We start from the raw sequence: 26240 nt of genomic DNA, 5'->3' as shown, positions 1-26240 counted from the left end.
GTGATGTTTTTTACAATTCCTCTATAAGAATTAAAAAAATCTCCTGCATTTTAAGCAGGAGATCCTTTTTCAGAAAATAATTGATTTAAAATTTTAATTTTTTCTTCCGTATACGCTTCAAAACTTTCGTTATAGGTTTTAGGGTCTTTTGGATTAGCAAACTGAGTAATTTTTCCCGTTTGCGGGTCGATAAATTTGCTGGAAGCCCCGCAGCCAAGCCCGATAATCGTCTGCTGCTCTTCCATAATCATAATATTATAGATGCTTTCTTGATTGGGGAACGCATATCCAACATTCTCAAGATTGCCAAGAATATTTTTTTGACGATAGAGATAATAGGGAACATAGCCGTGGTTTCCTGTCCACTCTGTTGCAAGATTCATCATTTGTTCTACTTCATCACGACCTGCAACTTTATATTTATTCTTGTTTTTCGTCATTTCTGAGGCACGTTTAAACGATAGTGTATGAACGGTTAGGGATTCAGGCATGAGCTTTTCTGTTTCAGCAAGTGAATGTGTAAATTCAGTCATCCCCTCACCTGGCAATCCTATAATTAGATCCATATTGATATTGTTCATTCCCATTTGTCTCGCTAAATGATACTTATCAATGGTTTCGTTAACGGTGTGATGGCGTCCGATTGCCTTTAATGTTTCTTGTGTATATGATTGAGGATTAATACTAATCCTATCTATTTTCCATTTCTTTAATACCTCTAACTTATCAGGAGTAATGGTATCCGGACGGCCAGCCTCGACAGTAATCTCACGTATTTTCTCAACGTCTGGGAATGACTCATACATTTCTTCATAGAGCATATCCATTTCTTCTGCCGTAATACTTGTTGGAGTACCGCCTCCATAGTAAACCGTTGTGATTCGCACATCTTTTTCCTTGAGCCATTCTCCAATTTCCCTAATCTCGTAGTGCAGACCACCTAAGAAGGAATCAACAGATCCTTGTCTGCCGTTGATTGCATAGGCAGGAAATGTACAGTAGGCACATTTTGTTGGACAAAACGGAATCCCAATATAAATACTGACTTCCTTTTGTAAATCATAAAGATCAGGGACAATGGCCAGCTGTCTGTCGACAATATGCTGCATGAGCTTTATTTTTTCATCTGAAATCAGATAATCATTTTTTAGTTGCTGATGGGCAATTTCTTGAGGGACACCCTCTTGGACTTTTCGATGTAAAAGCTTTGTCGGTCTAACCCCGGTAAGAATGCCCCACTTTTGAATAATTCCTGTCCAATTCTGCAGAAGGGTCAAATACACATGGGCAACGGCATTTTTGACCTGCTTAAAATATTCCTTATGCGATTGAAAGGGCTGTACCTCTTTTTGATAATCCGTTAAAAAGGATTTTCCCTGTGTATCAAGTAATTCAGCTGAAACCTGAATGTAGTCATCTTCATTTATAATAAATTTTATAGTTAGATCAGCCTTATCATCTATCACTTTGACTATCTCTGTTTCTTCAAAAAACAAATTGGCAATCAGCGTTAATTGACGATCAAATCTTGCATCCTCCAACCCGATAACTGAAATTCTCATTAGACTCACTCTTTCAAAATATACTCCTTTAAGTGTACATAATCCCCAAAATAAGGTCAATATAGTGGAAATCATTCACAAACGAAAAAGACATCACCGTATGTGACGATGATGTCTGCTAATTTATTTTTTAATGATATTCATTTTCCTTAAAAACTCAATTGGCTGTTGTTTTCTGAAGTGTTCTTTAACCATATAGGCGACACCGTTCTCATTTTTCGATCTTGTCACCCAGTCTGCAGCTCTTTTTACTTCAAAATCAGCATTCCACATGGCCACTCCTAAACCTGCAGCCTCAATCGCTGGGATATCATCCAGCCCTTCGCCAATGACAACCATTTCCTTTAGCTGGATACCTAGATGGCTGCCAAGAAAAGCTAAACCTTTTAACTTTGAAACACCTGCTGGGACAATATCTAATCGTAATCGATCTAATTGGATGGCCTCAATTTCTGTAAACATCTTTTCAATTGCCTGTTTCGCATCCTGAAGATCACTTTCCTCTTCAAAATAAACCTCAATTTTTGGTGGAGTTACCTGTTGGTCATGTAAATACTCACTTAATGAGGAAACAAATTGCTGAGAATAAAAAACTGGGTCTCCTGATGTAAAGACAGTTTTAACTAGCAAATTATTATTTAATTTCAGCCGATTTGCTAAGGAAAATTGTTCATGCACCAGCCTGATTTGACACGGCATACCTTCTAGGAAACGTACGGTGTCATAAGTAATATTCTCGTTAATTCTTTCGATGTAATGTTGTTTATCCTGGATATTTGCAATAACCGCACCTTGATGTGTAATTAGCGGATTTTTTATTTTTAATGCCCTTGCAACCTTCTTGGCTGAGGGAAGACTTCTCGATGTCATAAGAGTTACATAAATTCCCTTTTGCTGAACATACTCGATGGCTTCCTTTGTTGACTTATGAATTTTCCCGTTACTTTGTAATAGAGTTCCATCAATATTTAATGCAAGCAAACGATAAATCATTACGCTGCCCCCTGTTCTTGGTGAAGTTACCCTTATAACACTTTTATGATTTTTCACACAAGGATAGAACAAGTGCAATAGAAAAGAAAAAACTTTCGGAAAACCGAAAGCTTTTTGTTACGTTATTAAAAATTTCCGTATAGTTCCTCTAAAGGCTTCATAATTAGTTGGTTTAGCTCCCCTATAATCATGCTCATCCGCTGTTCTGCCTGCATGAGTCTGGCTATTTTTTCATTTTGTTGTACAACAGCTACCGTTGATTGTGCCTGCTGGACTTCCTGCTCTGATATCTCTTGCCCCATCATTTGTTTTTGCTGTAAATTCATTTGAATTTGACGGAATTGGTCAAACATATTCTTTGCTGTTGGGTCTGCATTTACTTCATGGTACATCTGCTGTAATTGTTTATATTCATCGCTTTGACGAATCGCTTTTTCTAATGCATAAGCTGCATCGTATAAATTAACGGACATTCGTTCCACTCCTCTTAAGAAAATAATCCTACTAACTATAACAAACTATGTTGGTAAATGCGAGGATGTTCAACTGTACGCAATTAAGTATCACCAACCATTGGGCGGTAACATAGGATACCATATCTACGATTGCCTATTTTTAACATATAATCCCCTATAAATGAGGAGTGACTATGCCCCCTATCACAATTGTTCCTATAGAAGCCGGAAACATGAGCGATATTTTTGCTCAGATGTCCTCACAACTGTTCACATTACTGAGGCTTGAAAAACATCAAGTAAAGATTACTATAGGAAAGAAAATGGTGAAAGTAAATATACGAACTGTCGAGATGTCAGCAGCCGAGATTCACTTCCCTGAAAATCTGTTTCAACATTTTTGTTTACCGATTCAACCATATAAATTCCATGCTATTTATAAAAAAGAAATAAATTCCCTTTTTTTAGGCCCAATCATTGGTTTGGTTACAGACTTTAAAAATAACAAAAATGATCAACCACATTTTGGATCGATTCATAACTTTTGTGAAGAACTTCATCATGGGATAACCGAAAAGGGTGGATTTCTATATATATTTTCCTATCTGAATTTTTCTGTTCAAGGATATTATTTTGACGCTGGGATATGGAAGCCAGCAGAACTCCCTCTGCCGGATGTTATTTATAATCGTATCCACTCCCGGAGAATGGAATTTGGAAAGGAGTATCAATTATTTCGCCAAAAGCTTGCAGAGCTATGTATTCCACTTTTTAATGATCGCTTCCTATCAAAATGGGAGGTTCATGAGCACTTAATCCATGAAAACCATCTTCATTCTTATATACCAGATACAAATATTTTCACAAAAGATAATCTTACTGCTTTTGCAGAAAAATATGAAACACTTTTTATTAAACCTGTGCATGGAAGTCAAGGTAGAAATATTTTTAAAATGTACAAAGAAAACAACCTTTATTCGTTAGAATCTTCCGTCACATCTGCTGCAGAAAACAAGTTTACGAATCTTTCCTTTGAGGAAATTTATTGCCTATTAAAACCTTGGCTGAACAATCGAATCTATATTATCCAACAGGGAATCCCCCTTCTTACCTATCAATCTAGAGGAATGGATTATAGAGTATTATGTCATAAAAATCATCAAAACAGCTGGAATGTTACCTCAGTGGTTGCTCGTATATCAGCAGAAAATGAGTTTGTTTCGAATATTGCCAGGGGCGGAGAAATCATGACTCCACTAAATGCTTTAAGAGAAAGCATGAGTGTCAGCGATGCCAAAGTAGTTATAACTCAAATGAAAGATCTAGCCATTGAAACGGCCATGATTATTGGAAGAAAAACTGCCGGAATTACAGGAGAGCTCGGGATTGACATTGGAATTGATCAGGAAGGAAAACCATGGATTATTGAAGTGAATTCGAAACCATCAAAAAACTTTGAAGATGGTCAAATGAAACTAAGACCGTCTGCCAAAGCAATTATTCAGTTTTGTACAAAGCTTGCAATAGATACAACCTCAGAATTGGAGGATTCATAGATGAACACCTTTGGAATTATGACCTTAAACGTAGAAAGTGAAGCTTCGTATATTAATGAAATAGCTGCACGGAGCCATTCCTGCGGTATGGAGTGTTTTCACTTTCTTCCCTCTGCTATTAATCCACATACACAACTAGTCCAAGGAAGACGCTACTGTGCATTAGAACAGAATTGGACAGATGAAGAATTTCCAATTCCTTCGCTCATTTATGATCGCTGTTTTTATGGAGATGATGTACATTCAAAGCAATGTATTCCGATTGTTACTTGGCTAAAAAGCAGAGAGGAAATTACTTTTTTAGGATTTGGACTGCCTAATAAACTTGAATTATATAAAATATTATCTGACTCTCGGTTGGCGCCCTATTTACCTCATTCACAAGCCGTTAAGGATTGTTCAGAAGTGATATCCGCCTTAACCAAACAAAAAAAAGCAATTATAAAACCCATTAATGGATCTCAAGGTTACGGAATTTATTATTTAAAGAAAAACGATAAAACCATCCATGTAAAAACTGAAAAGAATAAGAAAATTATCTCTAGAATTTTCCCAAATGAATCAAAACTGTTTCAATGGCTGCAGCCCCTGATCAACTTTCGTCCCTATCTTATCCAGCCCTATCTTGAATTATCAAATACCGTATCAAAGCCTTTCGATATTAGAATTCTTCTACAAAAGGATGAGCAGGGTGTCTGGGTCGAACGCGGGAAGGGAATCCGAATAGGAAATACAGGGGGTATTCTTTCAAACTTAAGCGCCGGCGGTTCAGTGGTAGACTTTACTACTTGGTCCTCCACCTTGTCGCAAATTCACAAAGAATATATTTGTTCAGAGTTAAATTTTATAACCACCAATCTCCCAGAAATTCTCGAAAGAGAAATTTCACCACTATTCGAAATTGGCATTGATATAGGGGTGGCAAAGAATGGTGCTCTTTGGATTCTCGACGTAAATTCAAAGCCAGGGAGAAAAGTAATCTTAAAAACGGAGCCAGAGTTAAAAGAAACATTATACCAGGCTCCACTATTATATGGAGAATACCTTATTCGAACAGAAAGTAAAGAAAGGAAGAGCTCCTATGAGAAAACGCTATACCATTGAAATAGCTGATCACAGCGGATTAGTAGTATATTGTCCTCAAGAGCTCTTACGGGATAAGGATATTAACAAAATTGCATTTGGATCAAAAGCAATTGAAGTTGACTTTAGAATGAACCCTAAGAAAAACAACTCTATTGTGATCAGCGAGATGGTAAAAAAACAATTACTATTTCCCGATTTTTTAATAAAATTACATGTATTTGTCGATGATCATGTTCTCAATATGGGACCGTTAGTTGGAATATTTACGGCAGGCTTCACACCATTCCCCCACCGCCCATTAGGTGACAGAACGAACTTTTTTTCTAAATTATTATCGGTTAAAACAAAGGTCGGAGCGATCCCATTTGTTTTTGGAGAACAGCATATCAACTGGGATATAGGGACAATTAGCGGCTATTTTTACCATGATCAAAATTGGCAAAGTATTGAGGTGCCCTTTCCACACGTTATTTATGACCGCCTGCCGAACCGTAAAAGTGAAAGAAATCCTAAACTAGTGAAGGTGAAAGAAATTTTACAAAGAGACTATCTTATTCCATGGTATAATCCCGGCTTTTTTAGTAAACTCGATATTTATGAGAGATTGCAGCAGGAACATTCAGTCACTAAATATCTTCCAGAGACACACGCATTTACTTCCTTCTCAATGATCGAGGAAATGCTTTCTAAATATGGTCATATTTATTTAAAGCCCGTAAATGGAAGCTTGGGATTAGGTGTACATCAAATTCTGTTTGATAAAATTCAAGACGAATATTACTGTCGTTATCAAGATCGTGAGGGTGTGAATCGTTTACGGAAGTTCTCGTCCCTAGAAGGATTGTTTAAAACTGTTCTTGCTTACCGTAATTTAGACAAAATGATTGTGCAGCAAGGCATTCATTTATTGCGGCATGAACAACGTCCAATTGATTTTCGTATTCACACAAACAAGGATGAAAAAGGGGTTTGGCATGTCACAGCATTGGCAGCAAAAATAGCAGGGCATGGCAGTGTAACTACTCACGCCAGAAGTGGCGGGGAGATCAAAACACTAGCGGAAATCTTCAAACCGGCAGACTGTAATCTTTTTAAAGAAAAGCTTGTAAATGCTGCACTATTGTTAAGTAAAGCAATAGCAAACAATATGGAAGGTATTATTGCAGAGATAGGTTTTGATTTAGGAATTGACAAACACGGAGATGTTTGGTTATTTGAAGCAAATTCTAAGCCAGGGAGATCGATATTTAGTCATCCGGATTTAAAGGATTTCGACCAACTCACCTGTAAATTATCGTTGGCGTTTGCAGTTTTTTTGACTGAACAATCCATTCTGCATCCCGAGGAAGTTATCAAATGGCAGTGAATAATTCATGGAGCAAAAGTACAGCACCCATTATTGGAATATTGACTGCACGAAAAAAAGATGGGTCGATTGCTGGAAACGGTAACCTTTTCATGGAACTGCAAAAAAAGCTTATTTCACTTAATGGAGTAAGCTTTATCTTTACCTTGGAAGGAGTTCATCAGGAATCCATTGACGGATTTATATATAATCCTGAAAAAAATGGATGGGAAAGAATCACCTCCCCTTTTCCCGATCTCGTTTACAATCGAATTCCCTTTCGAAGGTCAGAGAAAGACTTAAAAATCAGTATGTTCTTTGCCAGCTTGAAGGAAAAAAATATTCCCTTTTTTAATCCTGGTTTTATTGATAAAGCTAAGCTGTATCACCTCTTTAAAAACCATCCCTTTCTTCAGACCTTTTTACCAGCAACGATACCTGTCAGACATAAACAAAAGCTTTTTGCATTTTTATCTCAATATCAATCCATATACTTAAAACCGTCTCATTCAGCTAGAGGGAATGGAATTTTCAAATTAGAAATAGTTAACCAGAAAGAAATCCATCTAATAGGATTGAAAGATAGTTATAATTTTGGCTCATTCGATTCCTTTTGGGAAGAATGGGAAAATAAACTATTAGAGAAAGACTACTTGGCTCAAGAAGAAATAAAATCGATGCTTTATGAAGGAAAGAGATTTGATTTTCGTATCCTGGCACATGCTGATTATAATCATTATAAGGTTACCGGAATTGGAATCAGACAATCCCAAAAACAGGATATCACCACTCATATTCCTGCAGGCGGGCAACTTTTGCCATATGAGCTATTACAAAACAAGGAACACGACCTTATTATTGGAACACTTGTCGAGCATATTGGGGCGTCACTAACGGAAAGGTTTGGCTTTTTCGGTGAATTCTCCATTGACGCCGGGATCAGCCAATCAGGACATTACTATATTTATGAGGTAAACTCAAAACCGATGAGTTTTGATGAAACACACATAGAGGAAAGAAAAATTGAACATTTATGCCAGCTATTCCTGCAGCTGACTGGTTATAAGACCGTCTGAAAAGTTTTGCTGGATTGTATTCATTATTTCCCGTAAGCTAGTAATAATCACTAGTATTAAAGGGAGATGTTACCGTTGCTGACACATTTTCAATATAAGCCTTTATTTGAAAATGAAAAAATTCCAGGCTGGAATTTTTCGTTTTACTATAAAAAGCAAAGATACTCAGGTATCTATCATCAAACTGGAAAAATTGAATGGACTGCGAATACTCCTGAGCAGGATGATATAGAATCGTTATCCAGGCAAATTCATGAATTAATGCTATTCCATGTTTACGAATAATCATTAAACTGCATGAAATATTCCCCTTTCCGCAAACTATTAGAAAACAGGAAAGGGAATGGTGATTGTGAAGGAAGGAAAAAATGTTCAAGCAAAGACAGATTTGCAGTATGAAGGCAAAGACATGGTGTATTTAGATATTGACAGAATAATAAATGAAGGTTTATCAGGTGGTTCAGTCCATTCACGCCACGACACAACTAATATTGAAGAAGCAAGAAATCTGACAGAAGAAGAACCGCCATCTAACATAAATGAGTAAAGCAGAAAAAGGCTGACACACAAGTCAGCCTTTTATCATTCGATCGAACAGAATTCATGTTATAATTATTGCATTATTTTAAAATTTTTCAAATGGAGAAGTTAATCTTGTTAAAAAATCTCATGTCTTTATACGCAAATTCAATTTTATATACTGAACAACCGCAGCATACATCTGATCAATTTTACATATTTTTTGACGTATCTCAAAAACAATGGCTCGCCATTCCGAAATCAAGTCTAACAGAAAAAGAGGTCACTCTTCTTCAAACACTATACGAACAAGTAAAAATTCCGGCGAAGCCACTAACGACATTATCAAAAAAATGGCATGATTTTTTATTATTAAATGGATCAATGCCCTCACTTAATGAAGACAGTAATTTTCGATTCATTCAATTTCACATTCAAGGCCGTGGAGTTGACCCAACAGAAATGGAGCCCGCAATAAAAGGGTTTTTTTCAGATGAAGTACAAATTATTTGGGAAGATGATCATAATGGCATCGTCATTGAAGAAACAAAACATATGTCCCTTACCGAAAGTGAACTAACTTCCATTGCAGATACGCTTGAAAGTGATTTTTATGTTAAAATATCTTTTTATTTTGGCAAAGTGTACCTTTCCTCTAGTTATTTACGTAGCCATTTTCAACAGGAAAAAGAGTATTTTGAGTTTGCTAAAGAAAAACTTGAAGGTACTAATATACTTACCTTTGAAAAAGTATTTCCAGCTTTTGTGGCATTCAATCTCCCTGAATACATGAAAGAAAAAATTAAAATGGAGCTTTCCTCTGTGTTTTCTGAAGATCCTGAATTATATACGACTATAAAAATTTTCCTTGAAAATAATCTAAATGCTAGTTTAACGGCTAAAAAGTTATATATCCATCGAAATACATTGCAGTATCGGATTGATAAATTTATTGATAAAACAGGCGTACAATTGAAAGACTTTTACGGAGCTTTTACTGTTTTTTTAGCATGTCTGCTTTACGAACAAAGAAAATAGAAAAGGCGATAGGACACAATGCACAAAATTTCCTTTAAGAACTTTGTGCATTGTGTCCATACTGTTTGTAAACCTTTTCATGTACACTTAAGTTAATCAAAACAGGGAGGGTTTACACAATGGCTGAATTAAAATTAGATCATATTTATAAAATTTATGACAATAAAGTAACAGCGGTTACAGACTTCAATCTACATATCCAAGATAAGGAGTTTATCGTATTTGTAGGTCCGTCTGGCTGTGGTAAATCAACAACACTACGTATGGTCGCTGGTCTTGAAGAAATTTCAAAAGGTGACTTTTATATCGATGGAAAACGAGTTAATGATGTAGCTCCTAAAGATCGTGATATCGCAATGGTATTCCAAAACTATGCACTATACCCGCATATGACAGTTTATGATAATATGGCTTTCGGTCTTAAACTTCGTAAATTCCCGAAGGATGAAATTGATCGCCGAGTAAATGAAGCAGCAAAAATTCTAGGATTAGAAGCTTACTTAAAGAGAAAGCCAAAAGCATTATCAGGTGGTCAACGTCAGCGTGTTGCGCTAGGCCGTGCGATTGTCCGTGACGCAAAGGTATTCCTAATGGACGAGCCTCTTTCAAACCTTGATGCAAAACTTCGTGTAGCCATGCGTGCTGAAATTGCTAAGCTTCACCGTCGTTTAAATACAACCACTATTTATGTAACGCATGACCAAACAGAAGCAATGACAATGGCTTCTAGACTTGTAGTTATGAAGGATGGAATTATCCAACAAGTGGGTACACCAAAAGAAGTATACGAAAAGCCAGAAAATGTATTCGTTGGCGGATTTATCGGTTCACCTGCAATGAACTTCTTCAAAGGCAGACTCGAAGATGGTAAGTTTGTAGCTGGAAAAACTTCTATTGCCGTTCCTGAAGGAAAGATGAAAGTTCTTCGTGAACAAGGTTATGTTGGAAAAGAGATCATCCTTGGCGTTCGTCCAGAAGATATCCATGATGAGCCTGTATTTATCGAAGCATCTGCTGGTACAAAAATTACCGCAAATGTTGATGTAGCTGAATTAACTGGTGCAGAATTAATGGTTTACTCCAGTATCGATGGCCAAGACTTCGTTGCCCGCTTAGATTCAAGAGCTGATATTCACCCAGGAGATAAATTAGAACTAGCATTTGATTTAAACAAAGGTCACTTCTTTGACGCTGAAACTGAGTCCCGCATTCGTGCGACTAATGAATAATAAGTAATTGAGGTCCCGCATTTGCGGGACCTTTTTAGCATGATTATTCTTTAATAAAGATGACATCATCGTTATGACAGGCCGGACATGTATATAGGTGCGGGCATTTTTGCCCTGAATTGGTATCTGGGAAACCATCCTCCATTTTCATTAAGTCAATCTCCATGTACGGACTGTAATCATCAAAAAAATCAATTAATCTGCCGCTATCCACCATTTGTTCCCCGCAATGTGTGCACAATTGATACAATTCACGTAAACCATTACATATTGGGCATATTGACATTTCCACTCACCCTTTAATTTTAATATATGAGTATAAGGGTAGTTTACGTTACTATACCCCGACTATGTAGAGGAATAAATTACCAAATAAAGAATCGAATAAGTAGTCCAATTTTAATCATAATAAATATTACAAAGCAAGCAACAACTTATATCAATGGGTTACCAAGTGAAAAGAATATCTCTTTTTCACCAACAGGGTCTAAAGCCGGTGCAAGTCCGGCTAACCCAGCCACACCAAATGAAAGTATGAAGCAGCTCCAATACCTAATAACTTTATAAGATGGGTTAGGCCATGGTGGCAATGGTTAGCATAACCATAATGGTTCAATTCCATACTGACCCCAAAATTATTAAGAGGAGTGTTATTCAACTATGGCTAGTAACAACAACTCTAATCAACTTTTAGTACCAGGCGTTCAACAAGCACTTGATCAAATGAAGTATGAAATCGCTTCAGAATTTGGTGTTAACCTTGGAGCAGATACAACTTCACGTGCTAACGGTTCTGTTGGAGGAGAAATCACTAAGCGTCTTGTAGCAATGGCTGAGCAACAACTTGGCGGATTCCAACGCTAATCTTAAGCAAAACACAGTAAAAAATAAATAATATGGCTTAAGCCCCCTCCACTATCGGAGGGGGCTTTCTATGGTCTTAGATCATATTTTCTGGTTTAACCCAATCATCGAATTGTTGTGAGGACACATATCCCGTTTTTACCGCTGCTTCCTTTAGCGTACTATTTTCCTTATAGGCAAGCTTGGCAATCTCTGCAGCCTTTTCATATCCAATATAGGGATTTAACGCCGTAACAAGCATTAATGATCGCTCCACATGCTTTTCAACTACTTCTTCATTTATTTCAATTCCAACCGCACATTTTTCATTAAAAGAACGAATGCTGTCTGTTAAGAGGGATAGCGATTGAATGAAATTATAAATAATGACCGGCTTAAAAACATTTAATTCAAAATTACCTTGGCTTGCCGCAAATCCGATTGTCGCATCATTCCCGAATATTTGGCAGGCAACCATTGTTAACGCTTCACTTTGAGTGGGGTTTACCTTTCCAGGCATAATCGAACTTCCCGGCTCGTTGGCAGGTATGATTAATTCACCTATCCCGCTTCGAGGCCCGCTTGCCAGCCATCTGACATCATTGGCAATTTTCATTAAATCAGCTGCCAGAGCTTTTAATGCACCGTGCGCAAAAACCATTTCATCATGACTTGTTAAGGAGTGAAATTTATTTGCTGAAGTCTTAAAAGGGTAACCAGTCAATGTTGACAGCTGTTCCGCCATTTTTTCTCCAAATTTTCTATGTGCGTTTATTCCAGTGCCAACCGCGGTGCCGCCAATAGCAAGATCCAGTAAGTATTGACAGGATTCGGCCACCATCTTTTCATCCTTTTCGAGCATAGCCCTCCAGCCGCTTATTTCTTGGCCGAAAGTCAAGGGCGTCGCATCCTGCAAATGAGTTCTGCCAATCTTTACTATTTGCATAAATGCCTTTTCCTTTTCAAAAAAAGTGGCCTTAAGCTCACGAATGGCAGGAAGTAAATACTCTTCTATATTTATGTAGGCAGCGATATGCATGGCCGTCGGAAATGTATCATTCGAACTCTGTGACATATTTACGTCATCATTTGGATGAACTCGTTCAATACTTCCTTGATTTATGAGCCATTCATTTGCCCGGTTGGCAATCACCTCATTTACATTCATATTCGTTTGTGTACCGCTCCCTGTTTGCCAGACTGCTAGTGGAAAATGCTCGTCATAATTTCCTGAAAGGACTGAGTCACAAACCGAAACAATAGCCGTCATTTTACTCTCAGTCAGTTTTCCTAAATGATGATTGACAATAGCGGCGGCTTTTTTTATGGCAGCCAACGCATGGACGACTTCAATCGGCATTTTTTCTATGCCAATATCGAAGTTGTTAAGACTCCTCTGTGTTTGTGCACCCCAAAATTTATCAGCCGGAACCTTTACCTCACCGAGTGTATCTTTCTCTATTCTAACATTTTCCATGAATCATTCACCTCACTACCATATATACCCAAAAAACAAAAAAAAACTACAGACATTTGTCTGCAGTTTAATGTTTTACAATCATATAACCAATAAAGTACGAAAGAATTAAGAAACTGCCAATTACATTTACAATTGAAAAGTCTGTCATCAATATTCCACCCCCTTTTATTTATGAAAGAGCTTAAACATATATAAATTATCATAATAAGGGGTTTTTACCTGTGATAAAAATAACAGTTTATTAACATAAAATTGAACACTTTATGAACATCACCCTGCAAGTCCGGCGCTGCCTTTTTGGAGTTCATACATCTGATAGTATTTGCCTCCTAGCACCATCAATTCATCATGTGAGCCGCGTTCGACAATCTTACCACGGTCTAAAACAAGTATTTGATCAGCATTCCGAATCGTTGATAACCTGTGTGCAATAATAAACGTCGTTCTCCCTTTTTTAAGAACATCCATGGCTTCTTGGATAACAGTTTCTGTTTCAGTATCAATGCTTGATGTGGCTTCATCTAAAATTAAGATAGCTGGATTAAAAGCAAGGGCTCTAGCAAAGGAGATTAACTGGCGCTGACCGCTGGATAAAGTACTTCCTTTTTCGATTACAGGTTCATCATAACCATTTTCCAGGTTTTTAAAAACCTTATCTGCCCCAACATCCTTTAACGCTTTTTCAACCATTCCTCTTGTTATCGATGGATCATTAAGACTCACATTGGAGGCAATCGTACCCGTAAACAAATATGGATCCTGTAAGACGATACCCATATGATTACGAATGGTTTGACGTGGAATGCTGACAATATCCTTACCATCAATAAGAATTTTCCCCTTTTGACAGTCATAGAAACGGAAGAGCAAATTCATGATCGAGCTTTTTCCAGATCCAGTGTGCCCTACAAGTGCGACGGTCTGCCCTTGTTTAACCTCAAAATCAATATCTTTCAATACATACTCGCCATCTTTGTATCCAAACGACACATGGTCAAATGTAACATTACCCTCAAATCGATCCATTCTTTGTGAACTTACATCCTCGCCTGATTCATCCATGAGTTTAAACACTCTTTCACCAGCCACTAAAGCCGATTCCAAATTGGCAAATTGGTTGACAATCCCCTGAACCGGATTAAAAAGACGATTAATGTAATCTACAAATGCATAGAGCACACCAAGAGAAATAACCGAAGCAGGATTTAACGCTTGCCCGCCAAAATACCAAATAAATGCAACAAAGACGAGATTTCTTAGAACTCCTACTAAATTATGAGAAGTTAAGGAATTTAAACTCAGTAATTTATTTTGGTACGTAAAATGTTCATGATTAAGTTTTTCAAATTCCTTTTCTGTTTCTTTTTCTCTCCCAAATGCTTGAATTATACTCATGCCGCCGATCGATTCATTGATAGTCGCATTAATATCGCTAATTCGTGAACGAATAACATGATTATATTTTGAAGCGAACTTTCGATATAATAACATCCATCCATATAGGATTGGCAATAGTAATAAACAAATGGCTGCAAGCTTTACATCTAGAATAAAAAGGGCAACATATATTCCTGTAATATAAATGGCACTGGTAAAAAATTGGGCTAGGACAGTTACATATAGTTCGCGTATTGCTTCTGTGTCATTGGTAATCCTTGCAACCACCTTCCCAGCTGGAAGGTTATCAAAATATTGAATTGGAAGCCGTTGGATCTGGCCAAATACATCCTCCCGCATTTTTTGAATGATTCGATTTGCTGACTTCTGAAGTAAAAAGCGCTGACCATATTGGAAAATTGCAGAGATTACTAATAGTATAAAATAAATAACCAGCAGCGTAATAATCCCTGGAATCTCCAACTCATAAAACGCCATTAGCTCTTTCGTTGTAAGGAACTGTGCGTCATATTCCGCCTTTTCCGTGCCCTTTTGAACCGTTAAAACACCTTCTTTGAAGGTTCTTTTCCCATCAAATTCTAGATCCTCTTCAACGATGACAAACCTGGCCCCAACCTGCAAAATTCTTATTTGTTTCCCCTTTTGTTCACCGTTTGAGAAATTCTTTTCTTTTTTATAAAACTTCCCGTTATATTCTGTTGTGTTTTTTCCACTTGATGTTTCATACCAAACAGATTCAATACCTAAAATATGTTGGTCAATAATATTTTTCGCAATGAATGGACCTGCTAAATCAGTAACAACGGAAATGGTCAGCATAAATAATGCCGCTAAAATAATTTTTTTGTAGTTTAATGCATACTGCGTTAATCGCCGGCCAGTATTCATGCTGTCACCTCTTCTTCTAAATTATTTTCCACTTGCTGTCTTAAAAATTGTTCTTTATACCATCCATCATTAGAAAGCAGTTGTTCATGAGTCCCTGCTTCAATTATTTTTCCATCATCGAGAACGAGGATTTGGTCTGCATGCTCAACAGCTGACATTCGATGCGTTGTAATAATTGTGGTTTTGTCCTTTCTAATCTCACGAATATTATCAATAATTCTCTTTTCTGTTTTGGCGTCAACGGCTGACAAGGAATCGTCCAGGATTAAAATGTCAGGTTTTTTTATTAACGCTCGAGCAATCGATATTCTTTGTTTTTGACCGCCAGACAATGCTACACCTTTTTCGCCAACCAGTGTTTCTAATCCATCCGGGAGCATTTCTAAATCCTTTTTGAATGCAGCTAAATCAATCGCTTTCTCCAATTCTTCATCTGTTGCTTCCGAATTCCCAAAAAGTATATTTTCTTTAACACTTTTTGAAAAAAGAACATGATCTTGGGGCACATAGCCAATCCATTGACGAACTTGATTTAGTGTCTGCTCTTGAAGAGGTACACCTGAGATAGACAGTTCACCAGTTCCAAGAGGATATTGTCGTAATAATTGTTTAATCATTGTTGTTTTTCCGCTGCCTGTTTTACCGACAATTCCCAACGTTTGCCCTTGAAGCAATTCAACAGAAACCTTCGTTAAATTATCCCCCTTTGAAGATGGATAGCGAAACGTTACCTCTTTAAATTCAATACGGTCCGCTGTTTCAATTGTAACTGGCATTAAAGGATTCTCAACGGTTTCCTTAAAGGACAATGTTTCATTTACCCTGTCAAGTGATGCATTACCTCGTTGCATAATATTAATTAATTCACCAATCGCAAACATTGGCCAGATTAACATTCCTAGATAAACATTAAAAGAAACAAGGTCGCCTAAGGTAATTGCCTGATTGAAAACTAAGAATGCACCATACCCTAGTCCAATCATATAGCTTATTCCTACCAGTATTTTTACTGTGGGATCGAATAACGAATCAATCCATGCTACTTTAATATTCTTTTCAAAGACATCCTCTGTAAGTTGATGAAACCTTCTGCGATCTGCCTCTTCCTGAACATATGCACGGATAACCCTTACACCCGCAACAGATTCTAATACCCGATCGTTTAACTCCCCAAATGCATCCTGTGCTTCCATAAAACGCTTATGAATCCTATTTCCATAAATTTGCATGATATAAGCCATAATGGGCAATGGAAGGATTGCTGCAATGGTTAATTTCCAGCTGATTAAAATCCCCATGGTTATAATGAGAGTAAGCATCCAAACACTTGAATCGACAAGAGTCAATATCCCAAACCCTGCGGTTATAGAGATTGCCTTTAAATCATTTGTGGCCCTTGCCATTAGGTCGCCAGTTCGATTTTTTTCATAAAATGTTGGTGACATGCTTAACAAGTGCTTCATAAAACGGGATCTTAACTTTCTTTCAACCAGAAAAGCTCCGCCGAATAGTTTATACATCCAAACATAGGTGATTCCGTATGAGAAAATCATTATTAAGATAAGATAGCATAGATATTTTATGATTTTTCCATTATCCATAACTCCAAGATGAATATCATCGATTGCCATCCCAATTAATTTAGGCGGAACAACATCTAGAATCCCAACTAGAATTAATAATGATATCGCGATAAGATACCGCTTCCAATATTCTTTGAAAAACCAACCCAATTTCTGTAAAACCGAAAACATCCTATTACCCCCTTGTAAAAAAAAAGAAAGAGACATACCGCAAAAGAGTGCAGCATGCCTCGAAACTAAAAAAGAGACAAAAAAACACACGTTACGTACCTAAAAGAACGCAACCTGTGTTTTAATATCAATGATTAAAATAGACTAACTAAAAAAAGGTCGTCTGGGAGCAGGTTACATTCGGATATTCAGTTGCTGATAAATTACTGTATAAAACAATCATTTTGTAACCCTCCTTTTCCTTTTTTTACATCCTTTGTTAGATTATCACCAGTTTATTTATATGTCAATTCCTATTTTTCAGAATTTTTCCAGATGATTAATCAGCCCTTTTTCGAAAAATCTTACGAACAAATATTAAGTAAAAAAGTGTTGGCATTGGAGCTTGAATAAGACCGACGATTCCCCATAACCAATAGTTGTGATTGCGTTTCCTTGCATCTAAAAATAAAAAGATACTTTGCACTAAAAGGACAGCAGCAACGAAAATGATCACAGTTGGTGATAATTCATTACTCATTGATATTCACCTTCTTACGAAATCCGGTAATTGTGTAGAATGCAATAAAAACCGAAGTGATTATTTGTATGAAGAGAAAAACAATTGGCATTTGATAAAAAGAGACTATGATTCCACTTAAAATGAATAATGCAATCATGAGAAATAAGGATAATTCTTTTCTCAAGTTTTTTCTGCTATTTTCCTTCTCGGTTATTACCATATTTTCAAACCATTGTAGATCCGGAGTATAGACAGGGAATTGATCAACCTTGCTTAACCCATCCTGCAGTTTGTGAATAGCATCCAAGTCATGATTATTTTGTTGTTCGTTGTCTAGTATAACGACCTTCTGTTTCTTCACCTAGTTTCAGCTCCCTTCTTACTGCCAAAATTCCATTATGAACTCTAGATTTCACCGTTCCTGAGGAAATTTTCATCCATGCACCAATTTCATCATATGAGTATCCATAGTAATGCTTCAGTACAATGGGAACCCGAACGTCTACTGGTAATTTACCTAATGCCTCTAGTGCATCGTTCCATTCCTCATTCCGGCTTTCAAAATGCCATTTTAGTTTTCGAAATACTTCTTCTTGTCCTTTCCATTTGTTTTCTCTCTTTTGCCTTCTACATTGGTCAATATAAGTATTAGTGGCAATGGAAATCAGCCAAGTCGAAAATTTACTTTGACCATTATAGAGATGAATTTTTTGAATACATTTTGCCATTGTTTCTTGAGCTAGTTCCTCTGCCACATCTGGATTCATGGTTATTTTCATTAAATACTTTACAAGGAACGGATAGTTTTCTTTAAACAACATGGCAAATGCTAGATGATCCCCTTCTTGTGCACTTTTTATTAACGGATCCATCACACTTGTCCTCTCTTTCCCCCATCTACCCTTTTTTCTATGTATAAGACGTGCAAGTAAGTATTTCGTTCATTATTTTGGTAAATAAATTTAATTCTAACACAAAAGGCACGAATATCTCTTCGTGCCTTCCTTTTAATGATTTATGTCCGGACCAAATTTTTTCCAACGCTTTTCCCACTTTTCTTTTTGTTTTCTCCACCTTTCTTCCCATTTACTTGAACTCTTTCTAAAATGCTCTTCAAGTGATTTTCGGTTCTGTTCTGCCTCTGCCTCTTCCTTCTTTTTAATCAAAGTGTCAATGTGCGGGACGCCAAAACTGCTAGAAGGTGTACCTTTTAATGCTTCTTTCATTACTTCTCTAAAAAGAATAGCTGCTCCCGCACCGCTTGTAGTGTTCAAGTAGTGATTTTCATCTGTTTTATCGTATCCCACCCACACTGCTCCAACTAGTTGTGGGGAATAGCCAACAAACCACTGGTCCTTGACCCCTGTGACCCCTTCAAGTGGTACTTGCGTCGAGCCTGTCTTCCCGGCAATTTCCCTTCCCGAGATTTGTGCGCTTTTTCCAGATCCATGCTCAACCACTCCGAGAAGCATGGTGTTAATACGATTAGTTATAGATTTTGTCGTGACTTTTTCCTTTTTTTCCTTCCATTCAGCAACTACGTCACCCTCGGCATCGACTATTTTCTTTATTACATGAGCTTTTATTCTAACTCCATTGTTAGGGAAGACGGAATATGCCTCAGCCATTACAAGCGGCGATACACCTTGTTCTAAGCCGCCGAGTGCTAGTGATAGATTACGATCACCTTTTTGTAATGGTATTCCAAAACGTCTAGTTGAATCCACTCCCTTTTCTATTCCTATTTCATTTAATAACCAGACTGCTGGAACATTTTTTGAATCTTTGACTGCTTCATACATCGGCACTTCCCCAGCATATTCATGATTATAATTTTTTGGCTCATATTCACCAAAGTTCATAGGTTCATCCTTTAACAGATCTGTTATTTTCCAACCAGCTTCGAGTGCAGGTGTAAAGACAGCAATCGGTTTAATAGAAGAACCTGGCTGTGCCTTTAATTGCGTAGCACGATTATAACCCCTAAAAGTATGCTCCCCTCGTCCGCCAACAATTGCGCGGATTCCGCCTGTTTTTGGATCAAGTAATATCCCGCCGCTTTGTACGAGCCGGTCTGATCCTCTTGGAAATAAATCATCTCTTTGATACGTTTTTTCCATTGCATTTTGCATAGCAGGATCGAGTTCTGTGTATATTTGATAACCTCCTGTTAGTAATTCATCCTGTGATAAATGATAGACATTAATAGCTTCTTCAAAAACTTGATCCACATAGTGTGGATACTTTCCTCGAAATGGGTCTCCGCCCTTATTCTTAAGAATGACCCTCTCATCTAACGCCTGAACATATTGCTGTGATGTTATATAGCCTTGGTTCTTCATTTGAGCGAGTACAAGATTTCTCCTCTTAGTTGCACGATCTAAGTGCTGATAGGGATTTAGAGAAGAGGGTGCTTTTATTAGACCTGCTAGTAACGCAGATTCACTAATAGTAAGGTCCTTGACCTCTTTGCCAAAATAATTGCTTGCTGCATGCTTAATTCCCCATGCACCATCACCAAAATAGATTTGATTTAGGTACATTTGAAGGATTTCTGCTTTGCTGTATTGTTTCTCAATTTCCATTGCTAAAAACACTTCGTCAATTTTTCTCTTTAGGGTTTTTTGAGAGGTGAGTAACGTGTTTTTTGTTAATTGCTGGGTAATCGTACTGCCGCCTTCTACCATTCCACCAGCTTTTATGTCCCGAATAAGTGCTCTCGTAATACCAATATAATCGACACCATGGTGCTCATAAAACCGACGGTCCTCTATTGCAATCACAGCATTTTTCAATGATTCTGGTACCTGTTCAATTGAAATACCTTCATTCTTATTCGCTGATACTTTACTCGCAACCTCGCCATTTAAATCATAAAATACGGTTGCCTGGGGAAGTTCATTCTTAAGTGAAGAAATATCCGCATCCATGGAATAAGCATACACAATCCCTAGGAAGCCCAAAATTAAAAGAGAAAACGAGAGAACCATCACCTGATTCATATGCCATCGCTTCCAGTTGTTCACTACCTTTTTCATAATTCCTCCTTAAAAGATATGAGATGAAGGACATCATTTTCTTTTTCCCAAAAAGGGGAAAAATTAACCAATAAAAAAAGAAAAGCACTCAAATTCGAATGCTTTTCTTTATTCGTTCTTGATTAATTCTTTAAAGCGAATTTTTGCCTGTTTTTCGTCAAAGCTGCTGTATACCCGATAGTGTTTATCATCTAATATTCGGAAATGTTTACTAAGAATATTCTGCTGGAGGATAAAGCCGTTCTTTCTTAAGACTTCACGCCACCAAATTTTACCTCCGAAGGTTTTCATCCTTCGATAATCGATTCCTTCGCGTGCTACAGTTTCCAATACTTCGAGTGGCTCATTTCCGAATAAAAATTGGACGGTCTCTGCTTCTCTAAATAAAGCACAAATGGTGACAACGGTAGACCAGCCTGCCAGCACTCTTCCTTTTTCAATTTGAACCAAGGTTTTTTTTGAAACACCAATGATTTCCGCCATCTTATCCTGCGTATATCCTGCTTCTGTGCGAATTAATCGTAGTTTATCAGAAACCAGCCTAATAATTTCATCCCTATTCAATTAAAACCCTTCCTTCGAAACGCCTATTAGTGTAATTTTATACAAGTTCTATCATAATGAAAAGAAAAAAACTGCTATCAATAAATGTATAGCAGTTTGAAGGATTTATTTTGGTGAAGGCCCGCATGAACTTTGACTAGAACAGGTCTTTTCAAGTTCACAAGCAGCACATTTCCCTTTTTTTGATTTATTAATGAACTTCACTAATGCCCAAGCAGCGTACCCAAAAATTGCAGTGCCAATTATGATACTTCCTAAATTCGCTAACATCCCCCGCACCCTCCATTCTTAAGCCAGTCCCAAAAGTTTACCACCCTGATAAATAACTAAGCACAAAATATATGCAATAAATAGTGAGTAAAGAATGGAAAATGCAGTCCATTTCTTTGAGCCTGTTTCTTTATAAATAGTAGCTGCAGTTGCTAAACAAGGAATATATAATAAAATAAAAACCATAAAACTATAGGCGGCAAGCGGTGTGTAAAAATCACTCAATAAACCTTGCAAACTTGCATTCTCAGGAACAAAGTAAATAATATTCATCGTTGAGATTATTGCTTCTTTTGCCAGGAAACCCGTTATTAAAGAAGCCGCTGCCTGCCACGTACCGAACCCAATTGGCTCTAAAAGCGGGGCAAACAAATTTCCTATCGCCGCTAAAAAGCTTTCATCCATATTTACTTTTAATCCACTCGGTCCAGAATACGATAAAAGCCAAATGAAAACGGAACCAGCAAAGATGAACGTTCCGGCTTTTCTAATAAATCCCTTTCCCTTATCCCAGGTGCTTCTCCAAAGCGATTGAACTTGGGGAAGACGATAAGGCGGCAGCTCAATGACAAATAGTGATGTCTCTGATTTTAAGAGTGTTTTAGTAAATATTTTTGCTAAAACAAGAGCGACAACGATGCCTAGAACATACAGACTTAATACCACCATTGCTTTATGACCGACAAAAAATGCCCCAACAAATAATGCGTATACTGGTAATCGTGCAGAACATGACATTAGTGGAGTTAACAGTATCGTCATAAATCTCTCACGAGGTGTTTCAATAGTTCTAGCCGCCATAATCCCTGGTACATTACATCCAAATCCAATCATCATCGGAATAAATGCCTTTCCGTTCAGCCCTGCGGACTCCATAATTCTGTCCATTACAAGCGCAACCCTCGCCATGTAACCAGAATCCTCTAATAAAGATATAAAAAAGAATAGAATAAAAATCTGCGGCACAAACACAAGTACTCCACCGACGCCGGCAATCAGGCCTTCAATAATCAAAGCATGTATGAAGTCTGAGGCATGAATAACCCCGAGGAATTTTTCGATACCTAATGTCACTGGTCCAGTTAGGATTACATCCAGACCGTCTGATAATGGAGTTCCCAGCCAATCAAAGGTCAACATAAACATCAAATACATACATATTAAAAAAATCGGCATTCCTAAATAACGATTCGTGACAATAGCGTCAATTTTCTCTGAAAGTGGTACAACGGAGTTTACTTTTCGAACAGAGGTTTTAAGAATACTTTCAATAACTTCTTTTCTTTTTAAGTAAATATAGTTTGACAGTGATTTTACAGTATCATTTTTTTGAATTAATAGAGACTCTAGATGAGAAATGTATGACTCAAGTTTAGTAGTTTCTATAATGTCAGAAAGGTACTTTAATACATACTGATTCCCCTCAAATAATTGAAGTGCCAGCCATCTAGGGGAGTGATCGGTTTTACCTCTAAGTTCAATGCTTAGTTTGGTAATCGTGTCTTCAACTGCATGTCCATAATAAACATGTTTTTTCACCTTAGAATGATTTGAACTAGTTGAAATGACCTCTATTAATCGATCACAGCCTTTACCATTTCTTGCGACAACAGGAACAACTGGTACTCCTAAAATCTGGGAAAGTTTTTCCGTATCGATTTGTATGCCTCGATTGACAGCGACATCCACCATATTCAAACCAATTAGTGCAGGCTTTTCATATTCAAGCAATTGTAATGTTAAATGTAAGTTACGCTCTAATTGCGAAGCATCCAAAATATTAAGCAGCCTGTCTACTGGTTCCTCTAAGAAATAGGCAGTAACTACCCCTTCATCCTTTGATAATGGATTAAGTGAATAAACCCCTGGCAAATCAATTAATCTTCCAATATTATTCTTGAAAACTCCGACCTTCTTTTCAACTGTAACACCGCTCCAGTTCCCAACATACTCATAGGACCCTGTTAGATTATTAAACAATGAAGTTTTTCCAGTATTAGGGTTTCCAATCAGTGCGATTTCCATTTAGACTCTCTCCACTTCTATTAAGCGCGCTTCTTTACGGCGGAGACCCACACATTGTCCACAGGATTCAATCATCACTGGGCCCCCAAAAGGCATGACACATTTTACACAAACTTCTGAACCTTCTGTTATTCCCAGGTCCAGCAGCCGTCTTTGTACCATATGTCCAACTTTCGAAATATCTATGATTTTCCCTTTATCTCCTACTCTAAACGAACCGAACATCGCTATCACCCTTACATAGGTTAATTGAGAATGATTATCTTTATTTATATGATTATTTTACCATTGAAAAATGGCTGAATTTGTGACAAATGTTCGAAAAAAAAATAGAAAAGTCACAGACTTTTCTATTTTTCAACAACTATATCATTTTTTTCGGTGCGGAATTTATGATTAGGATAACAATAATCGCACATACGATAAAGCTTGGAAGCATATAGGTTCCATTGTATAGCAGGGAATATACAGCTGCTGGCTGACCTTCAGGTGCATATTCACCAAAAAACACAATTCCCGATATTACATGGGCTGCATATCGTAGTGCACTGCCTAAAAATGTCCCTAACAACACAAATGTGACCCATTTTCTCCTATTATTTTTAGAAAGAGAGTCTTTCACTTGAGAAGCAAAAATACCTGCTAAACCAACTACTGAAAAGGCAATACCATAATCAATAATCCCTTGGAGAAGCGTGTAGATTTGTGAAAAACCGAGGATAAATTGAAGTAATCCTAGTAAAAAGCCAGACAAGATACCACCCTTTACACCCCAACGAAATGACATTAGGAAAATGGGAATCATCGCAATGGAAATGGACCCTCCCTGCGGCCATATTTTTAGTGACAGCAATCCTGAAACCAAATCCAATAAATAAGCTAATGCTGAAAATACTGCTACTTCTACTAAAAATAATGTGTTACTACGTTTTTTCTCCATACATGTTCCCCCTATTTTATTTGTATCTTGGGAGAACGTTCGATAGTTATTACTGAAAGATGCATATGGCGCCATATAAACAAAAAAGCAATGCAGGACATATAAGGAAAGTCTGCATTGCTTGCATTAATTTTCGGCAAACCACATCCCTACGCTAGTGTTACCTAACAGGTTCATAGGGTCAGAACTCGAACGTTCACTCTCAGCCACTAAAAAGCAGCTCCCCTTGTGGAAATATTTAATTATTTCATTAAAGAATATACTATTTTTATAGGAGTTTTACAAGGTTAAAACATCCATTCATGATATAATTAAAATACTTATAAAATCACAGATAGAAATTGATAAAATTTACCTATTATTATTTAAAGGGATTTCCAGCTATAATCACGAATTAAATTTAATCAGTTCGGCAATGTCTTAGGAGGAAACTGTGATGTTATCAGAAGTAAGAATCGATTTAATAGCTTTTTTTGAAAAGAATAAAGAGCAATTGCTTCATGAGTGGGAGAATTCCATTGTTATTTCTAATGGAGATCCCTATAAAGATAAGATCAGTCAAAATGGCATAGCCATTTTTAATATCGTGTTAAACATGCATACCATGAGTGAAAAGGAACTCTTAGATTCTATTGAAAAGTATGCGATAGAAATTTCTGAAGAACGAGCCTTGGCAAATATTAACATTGGAGACTTTGTTTATAATGTTAACCTTGGCAGAACGGTTTTATATAGCTATTTAAGTAAGACTGGTCTAGAGTGGGAGGATCTTCAAGAATCTATAAATAACATAAATTTTTGTTTTGATAAATTTCTATATTACGCAGTTACTCATTATACAGAAGCTAAAAACAAAATTATTGAAGAAAAAACAATGTTTATTGATTCAACTCATCAAGATCGTTTAACCCTTCTTGGACAAATGACATCAAGTTTTATTCATGAATTTAGAAACCCACTTACTTCTATACAAGGGTTTATCCAGCTTCTCAAAGCAGATCACCCAGAAATGAAATATCTCGATATTATTTCAAGTGAACTGGATCAGCTTAATTTCCGTATTTCACAATTTTTATTATTATCTAAAAAAGAACTAATAGGTAAAGAAAAAGAACAATTCAATCAAAATAAATTAATTGATGAAGTGTTAAATTTCTTATATCCAAGTATTTTAGATGGTAAGGTAAAAATAAAAAAGGATATTGTGGACGATATCAATCTTTATGGATATGCAGATGAAATGAGACAAGTTTTCATTAATATTATTTTTAATGCCATTGACGTTTTAAACCATCATAGAATACCAAACCCAACGATTGAAATAAAATGCTGCATAGAAAATAATTCACATGTGGTTTTATCTATATCTAATAATGGACCAATGATTCCTGCAGAGTTGAGTAAAACCATTTTTGAGCCTTTTTTCACAACAAAAAAACTAGGTACCGGCCTTGGTCTTTTTGTTTGTAAGGAAATCATTGAAAAACATAAAGGTACATTACACTGTATGTCAAGTCCAGAACTAACAGTATTTACAATTAAATTACCTCTTGAAGCGCCTTCTTTGTAGAAGACGTTTTTTTTATTTTGTTTCTAAAATTTATTATTTTCTGATTCATAAAACAAGACTTTTTTCATAAAATGTTTATACCATCTAATTATACAAACCAGAACGTTTG

The 26240-nt window shown here is 36.8% G+C and carries 26 protein-coding genes and 1 riboswitch; of the genes, 10 read left to right on the top strand and 16 right to left on the bottom strand.

Annotation, left to right across the window (positions count from 1 at the left end):
- Positions 1 to 50: 50 nt before the first annotated feature.
- From QNH29_RS07200 to QNH29_RS07190, 3 genes are all read right to left on the bottom strand, one after another.
- On the bottom strand, positions 51 to 1562 hold the full coding sequence (locus QNH29_RS07200) for a coproporphyrinogen III oxidase (RefSeq protein ID WP_283864135.1): 1512 nt from the start codon (positions 1560 to 1562) through the stop codon (positions 51 to 53).
- Positions 1563 to 1685: 123 nt separating this feature from the next.
- Positions 1686 to 2555: a Cof-type HAD-IIB family hydrolase gene (locus tag QNH29_RS07195; RefSeq protein WP_283864134.1), complete on the bottom strand. Its 870-nt coding sequence runs from the start codon at positions 2553 to 2555 to the stop codon at positions 1686 to 1688.
- Positions 2556 to 2680: 125 nt separating this feature from the next.
- Positions 2681 to 3028, bottom strand: a complete 348-nt coding sequence (locus QNH29_RS07190) for a YlbF/YmcA family competence regulator (RefSeq protein ID WP_283864133.1) — start codon at positions 3026 to 3028, stop codon at positions 2681 to 2683.
- 215 nt (positions 3029 to 3243) lie between these two features.
- On the opposite strand from QNH29_RS07190, the gene QNH29_RS07185 reads away from it, so the two are divergent.
- From QNH29_RS07185 to QNH29_RS07150, 8 genes are all read left to right on the top strand, one after another.
- Positions 3244 to 4566 carry a YheC/YheD family endospore coat-associated protein gene (locus QNH29_RS07185; protein WP_283864132.1) on the top strand — a complete coding sequence of 441 codons (1323 nt, stop codon included), beginning with the start codon at positions 3244 to 3246 and terminating at the stop codon, positions 4564 to 4566.
- The gene (locus tag QNH29_RS07180) at positions 4567 to 5670 is read left to right on the top strand and encodes a YheC/YheD family endospore coat-associated protein (protein WP_283864131.1); all 1104 of its coding nucleotides are present in this window, start codon (positions 4567 to 4569) and stop codon (positions 5668 to 5670) included. It abuts the gene before it with no gap.
- Positions 5648 to 7018, top strand: coding sequence for a YheC/YheD family endospore coat-associated protein (locus QNH29_RS07175; protein ID WP_283864130.1), 1371 nt, complete (start codon positions 5648 to 5650; stop codon positions 7016 to 7018). Before QNH29_RS07180 ends, QNH29_RS07175 begins: the two co-directional genes overlap by 23 nt.
- On the top strand, positions 7009 to 8073 hold the full coding sequence (locus QNH29_RS07170) for a YheC/YheD family endospore coat-associated protein (protein ID WP_283864129.1): 1065 nt from the start codon (positions 7009 to 7011) through the stop codon (positions 8071 to 8073). The genes QNH29_RS07175 and QNH29_RS07170 overlap by 10 nt, the downstream gene beginning before the upstream one ends.
- A 75-nt stretch (positions 8074 to 8148) precedes the next feature.
- On the top strand, positions 8149 to 8358 hold the full coding sequence (locus tag QNH29_RS07165) for a YheE family protein (protein ID WP_283864128.1): 210 nt from the start codon (positions 8149 to 8151) through the stop codon (positions 8356 to 8358).
- Between the two features lie 58 nt (positions 8359 to 8416).
- The gene (locus QNH29_RS07160; protein ID WP_283864127.1) at positions 8417 to 8620 is read left to right on the top strand and encodes a hypothetical protein; all 204 of its coding nucleotides are present in this window, start codon (positions 8417 to 8419) and stop codon (positions 8618 to 8620) included.
- A 107-nt stretch (positions 8621 to 8727) separates the two neighbouring features.
- Positions 8728 to 9630 (top strand): PucR family transcriptional regulator, encoded by a 903-nt coding sequence (locus QNH29_RS07155; RefSeq protein ID WP_283864126.1) that lies wholly within the window; start codon positions 8728 to 8730, stop codon positions 9628 to 9630.
- 119 nt (positions 9631 to 9749) lie between these two features.
- The gene (locus tag QNH29_RS07150) at positions 9750 to 10859 is read left to right on the top strand and encodes an ABC transporter ATP-binding protein (protein WP_283864125.1); all 1110 of its coding nucleotides are present in this window, start codon (positions 9750 to 9752) and stop codon (positions 10857 to 10859) included.
- 43 nt (positions 10860 to 10902) lie between these two features.
- Here the strand turns inward: QNH29_RS07150 and QNH29_RS07145 are convergent, their stop codons facing one another.
- Positions 10903 to 11145 (bottom strand): hypothetical protein, encoded by a 243-nt coding sequence (locus tag QNH29_RS07145; protein ID WP_283864124.1) that lies wholly within the window; start codon positions 11143 to 11145, stop codon positions 10903 to 10905.
- 374 nt (positions 11146 to 11519) lie between these two features.
- On the opposite strand from QNH29_RS07145, the gene QNH29_RS07140 reads away from it, so the two are divergent.
- Positions 11520 to 11723: an alpha/beta-type small acid-soluble spore protein gene (locus QNH29_RS07140; RefSeq protein ID WP_034675254.1), complete on the top strand. Its 204-nt coding sequence runs from the start codon at positions 11520 to 11522 to the stop codon at positions 11721 to 11723.
- Between the two features lie 76 nt (positions 11724 to 11799).
- Here the strand turns inward: QNH29_RS07140 and fumC are convergent, their stop codons facing one another.
- The 12 genes from fumC to thiT all read right to left on the bottom strand — a co-directional run bounded on the left by fumC (position 11800) and on the right by thiT (position 24561).
- Positions 11800 to 13179: a class II fumarate hydratase gene (fumC, locus tag QNH29_RS07135; RefSeq protein ID WP_283864123.1), complete on the bottom strand. Its 1380-nt coding sequence runs from the start codon at positions 13177 to 13179 to the stop codon at positions 11800 to 11802.
- 273 nt (positions 13180 to 13452) lie between these two features.
- Positions 13453 to 15468, bottom strand: a complete 2016-nt coding sequence (locus QNH29_RS07130) for an ABC transporter ATP-binding protein (RefSeq protein ID WP_283864122.1) — start codon at positions 15466 to 15468, stop codon at positions 13453 to 13455.
- Positions 15465 to 17222 (bottom strand): ABC transporter ATP-binding protein, encoded by a 1758-nt coding sequence (locus QNH29_RS07125; RefSeq protein WP_283864121.1) that lies wholly within the window; start codon positions 17220 to 17222, stop codon positions 15465 to 15467. Before QNH29_RS07125 ends, QNH29_RS07130 begins: the two co-directional genes overlap by 4 nt.
- A 319-nt stretch (positions 17223 to 17541) precedes the next feature.
- Positions 17542 to 17742 carry a sigma-Y antisigma factor component gene (locus QNH29_RS07120; protein WP_283864120.1) on the bottom strand — a complete coding sequence of 67 codons (201 nt, stop codon included), beginning with the start codon at positions 17740 to 17742 and terminating at the stop codon, positions 17542 to 17544.
- The gene (locus QNH29_RS07115) at positions 17735 to 18085 is read right to left on the bottom strand and encodes a YxlC family protein (RefSeq protein ID WP_283864119.1); all 351 of its coding nucleotides are present in this window, start codon (positions 18083 to 18085) and stop codon (positions 17735 to 17737) included. The genes QNH29_RS07120 and QNH29_RS07115 overlap by 8 nt, the downstream gene beginning before the upstream one ends.
- Positions 18039 to 18596, bottom strand: a complete 558-nt coding sequence (gene sigY, locus QNH29_RS07110; protein ID WP_283864118.1) for an RNA polymerase sigma factor SigY — start codon at positions 18594 to 18596, stop codon at positions 18039 to 18041. The genes QNH29_RS07115 and sigY overlap by 47 nt, the downstream gene beginning before the upstream one ends.
- A gap of 135 nt (positions 18597 to 18731) precedes the next feature.
- The gene (locus QNH29_RS07105) at positions 18732 to 20762 is read right to left on the bottom strand and encodes a transglycosylase domain-containing protein (RefSeq protein ID WP_283864117.1); all 2031 of its coding nucleotides are present in this window, start codon (positions 20760 to 20762) and stop codon (positions 18732 to 18734) included.
- A 108-nt stretch (positions 20763 to 20870) separates the two neighbouring features.
- Positions 20871 to 21326, bottom strand: a complete 456-nt coding sequence (locus tag QNH29_RS07100; RefSeq protein WP_283864116.1) for a helix-turn-helix transcriptional regulator — start codon at positions 21324 to 21326, stop codon at positions 20871 to 20873.
- A gap of 105 nt (positions 21327 to 21431) precedes the next feature.
- On the bottom strand, positions 21432 to 21596 hold the full coding sequence (locus QNH29_RS07095) for a FeoB-associated Cys-rich membrane protein (protein ID WP_283864115.1): 165 nt from the start codon (positions 21594 to 21596) through the stop codon (positions 21432 to 21434).
- An 18-nt stretch (positions 21597 to 21614) separates the two neighbouring features.
- Complete coding sequence (feoB, locus tag QNH29_RS07090) at positions 21615 to 23621, bottom strand: ferrous iron transport protein B (RefSeq protein ID WP_283864114.1); 2007 nt, start codon at positions 23619 to 23621, stop codon at positions 21615 to 21617.
- Positions 23622 to 23846: a FeoA family protein gene (locus QNH29_RS07085; protein ID WP_283864113.1), complete on the bottom strand. Its 225-nt coding sequence runs from the start codon at positions 23844 to 23846 to the stop codon at positions 23622 to 23624. It abuts the gene before it with no gap.
- A 139-nt stretch (positions 23847 to 23985) separates the two neighbouring features.
- Positions 23986 to 24561, bottom strand: a complete 576-nt coding sequence (thiT, locus tag QNH29_RS07080; protein WP_283864112.1) for an energy-coupled thiamine transporter ThiT — start codon at positions 24559 to 24561, stop codon at positions 23986 to 23988.
- A gap of 129 nt (positions 24562 to 24690) precedes the next feature.
- Positions 24691 to 24798: riboswitch (TPP riboswitch) on the bottom strand.
- 199 nt (positions 24799 to 24997) lie between these two features.
- On the opposite strand from thiT, the gene QNH29_RS07075 reads away from it, so the two are divergent.
- On the top strand, positions 24998 to 26131 hold the full coding sequence (locus tag QNH29_RS07075; protein ID WP_283864111.1) for a histidine kinase N-terminal domain-containing protein: 1134 nt from the start codon (positions 24998 to 25000) through the stop codon (positions 26129 to 26131).
- Positions 26132 to 26240: the final 109 nt, after the last annotated feature.

This window comes from Neobacillus sp. DY30, assembly GCF_030123065.1.
Taxonomy (GTDB): Bacteria; Bacillota; Bacilli; order Bacillales; family Cytobacillaceae; genus Neobacillus.
This window is presented reverse-complemented; position numbering and strand designations above follow the sequence as displayed.

What these genes read in the sequence shown, in the direction of transcription:
- feoB (WP_283864114.1), bottom strand. Translation starts at nt 23,621, where the DNA reads ATGGAAATCGCACTGATTGGAAACCCTAATACTGGAAAAACTTCATTG.
- fumC (WP_283864123.1), bottom strand. Translation starts at nt 13,179, where the DNA reads ATGGAAAATGTTAGAATAGAGAAAGATACACTCGGTGAGGTAAAGGTT.
- QNH29_RS07175 (WP_283864130.1), top strand. Translation starts at nt 5,648, where the DNA reads ATGAGAAAACGCTATACCATTGAAATAGCTGATCACAGCGGATTAGTA.
- QNH29_RS07120 (WP_283864120.1), bottom strand. Translation starts at nt 17,742, where the DNA reads ATGAGTAATGAATTATCACCAACTGTGATCATTTTCGTTGCTGCTGTC.
- QNH29_RS07170 (WP_283864129.1), top strand. Translation starts at nt 7,009, where the DNA reads ATGGCAGTGAATAATTCATGGAGCAAAAGTACAGCACCCATTATTGGA.
- QNH29_RS07095 (WP_283864115.1), bottom strand. Translation starts at nt 21,596, where the DNA reads ATGTTAGCGAATTTAGGAAGTATCATAATTGGCACTGCAATTTTTGGG.
- QNH29_RS07140 (WP_034675254.1), top strand. Translation starts at nt 11,520, where the DNA reads ATGGCTAGTAACAACAACTCTAATCAACTTTTAGTACCAGGCGTTCAA.
- sigY (WP_283864118.1), bottom strand. Translation starts at nt 18,596, where the DNA reads ATGGATCCGTTAATAAAAAGTGCACAAGAAGGGGATCATCTAGCATTT.
- QNH29_RS07180 (WP_283864131.1), top strand. Translation starts at nt 4,567, where the DNA reads ATGAACACCTTTGGAATTATGACCTTAAACGTAGAAAGTGAAGCTTCG.
- QNH29_RS07185 (WP_283864132.1), top strand. Translation starts at nt 3,244, where the DNA reads ATGAGCGATATTTTTGCTCAGATGTCCTCACAACTGTTCACATTACTG.
- QNH29_RS07125 (WP_283864121.1), bottom strand. Translation starts at nt 17,222, where the DNA reads ATGTTTTCGGTTTTACAGAAATTGGGTTGGTTTTTCAAAGAATATTGG.
- thiT (WP_283864112.1), bottom strand. Translation starts at nt 24,561, where the DNA reads ATGGAGAAAAAACGTAGTAACACATTATTTTTAGTAGAAGTAGCAGTA.
- QNH29_RS07200 (WP_283864135.1), bottom strand. Translation starts at nt 1,562, where the DNA reads ATGAGAATTTCAGTTATCGGGTTGGAGGATGCAAGATTTGATCGTCAA.
- QNH29_RS07195 (WP_283864134.1), bottom strand. Translation starts at nt 2,555, where the DNA reads ATGATTTATCGTTTGCTTGCATTAAATATTGATGGAACTCTATTACAA.
- QNH29_RS07145 (WP_283864124.1), bottom strand. Translation starts at nt 11,145, where the DNA reads ATGTCAATATGCCCAATATGTAATGGTTTACGTGAATTGTATCAATTG.
- QNH29_RS07160 (WP_283864127.1), top strand. Translation starts at nt 8,417, where the DNA reads ATGGTGATTGTGAAGGAAGGAAAAAATGTTCAAGCAAAGACAGATTTG.
- QNH29_RS07150 (WP_283864125.1), top strand. Translation starts at nt 9,750, where the DNA reads ATGGCTGAATTAAAATTAGATCATATTTATAAAATTTATGACAATAAA.
- QNH29_RS07085 (WP_283864113.1), bottom strand. Translation starts at nt 23,846, where the DNA reads ATGTTCGGTTCGTTTAGAGTAGGAGATAAAGGGAAAATCATAGATATT.
- QNH29_RS07190 (WP_283864133.1), bottom strand. Translation starts at nt 3,028, where the DNA reads ATGTCCGTTAATTTATACGATGCAGCTTATGCATTAGAAAAAGCGATT.
- QNH29_RS07075 (WP_283864111.1), top strand. Translation starts at nt 24,998, where the DNA reads ATGTTATCAGAAGTAAGAATCGATTTAATAGCTTTTTTTGAAAAGAAT.
- QNH29_RS07105 (WP_283864117.1), bottom strand. Translation starts at nt 20,762, where the DNA reads ATGAAAAAGGTAGTGAACAACTGGAAGCGATGGCATATGAATCAGGTG.
- QNH29_RS07130 (WP_283864122.1), bottom strand. Translation starts at nt 15,468, where the DNA reads ATGAATACTGGCCGGCGATTAACGCAGTATGCATTAAACTACAAAAAA.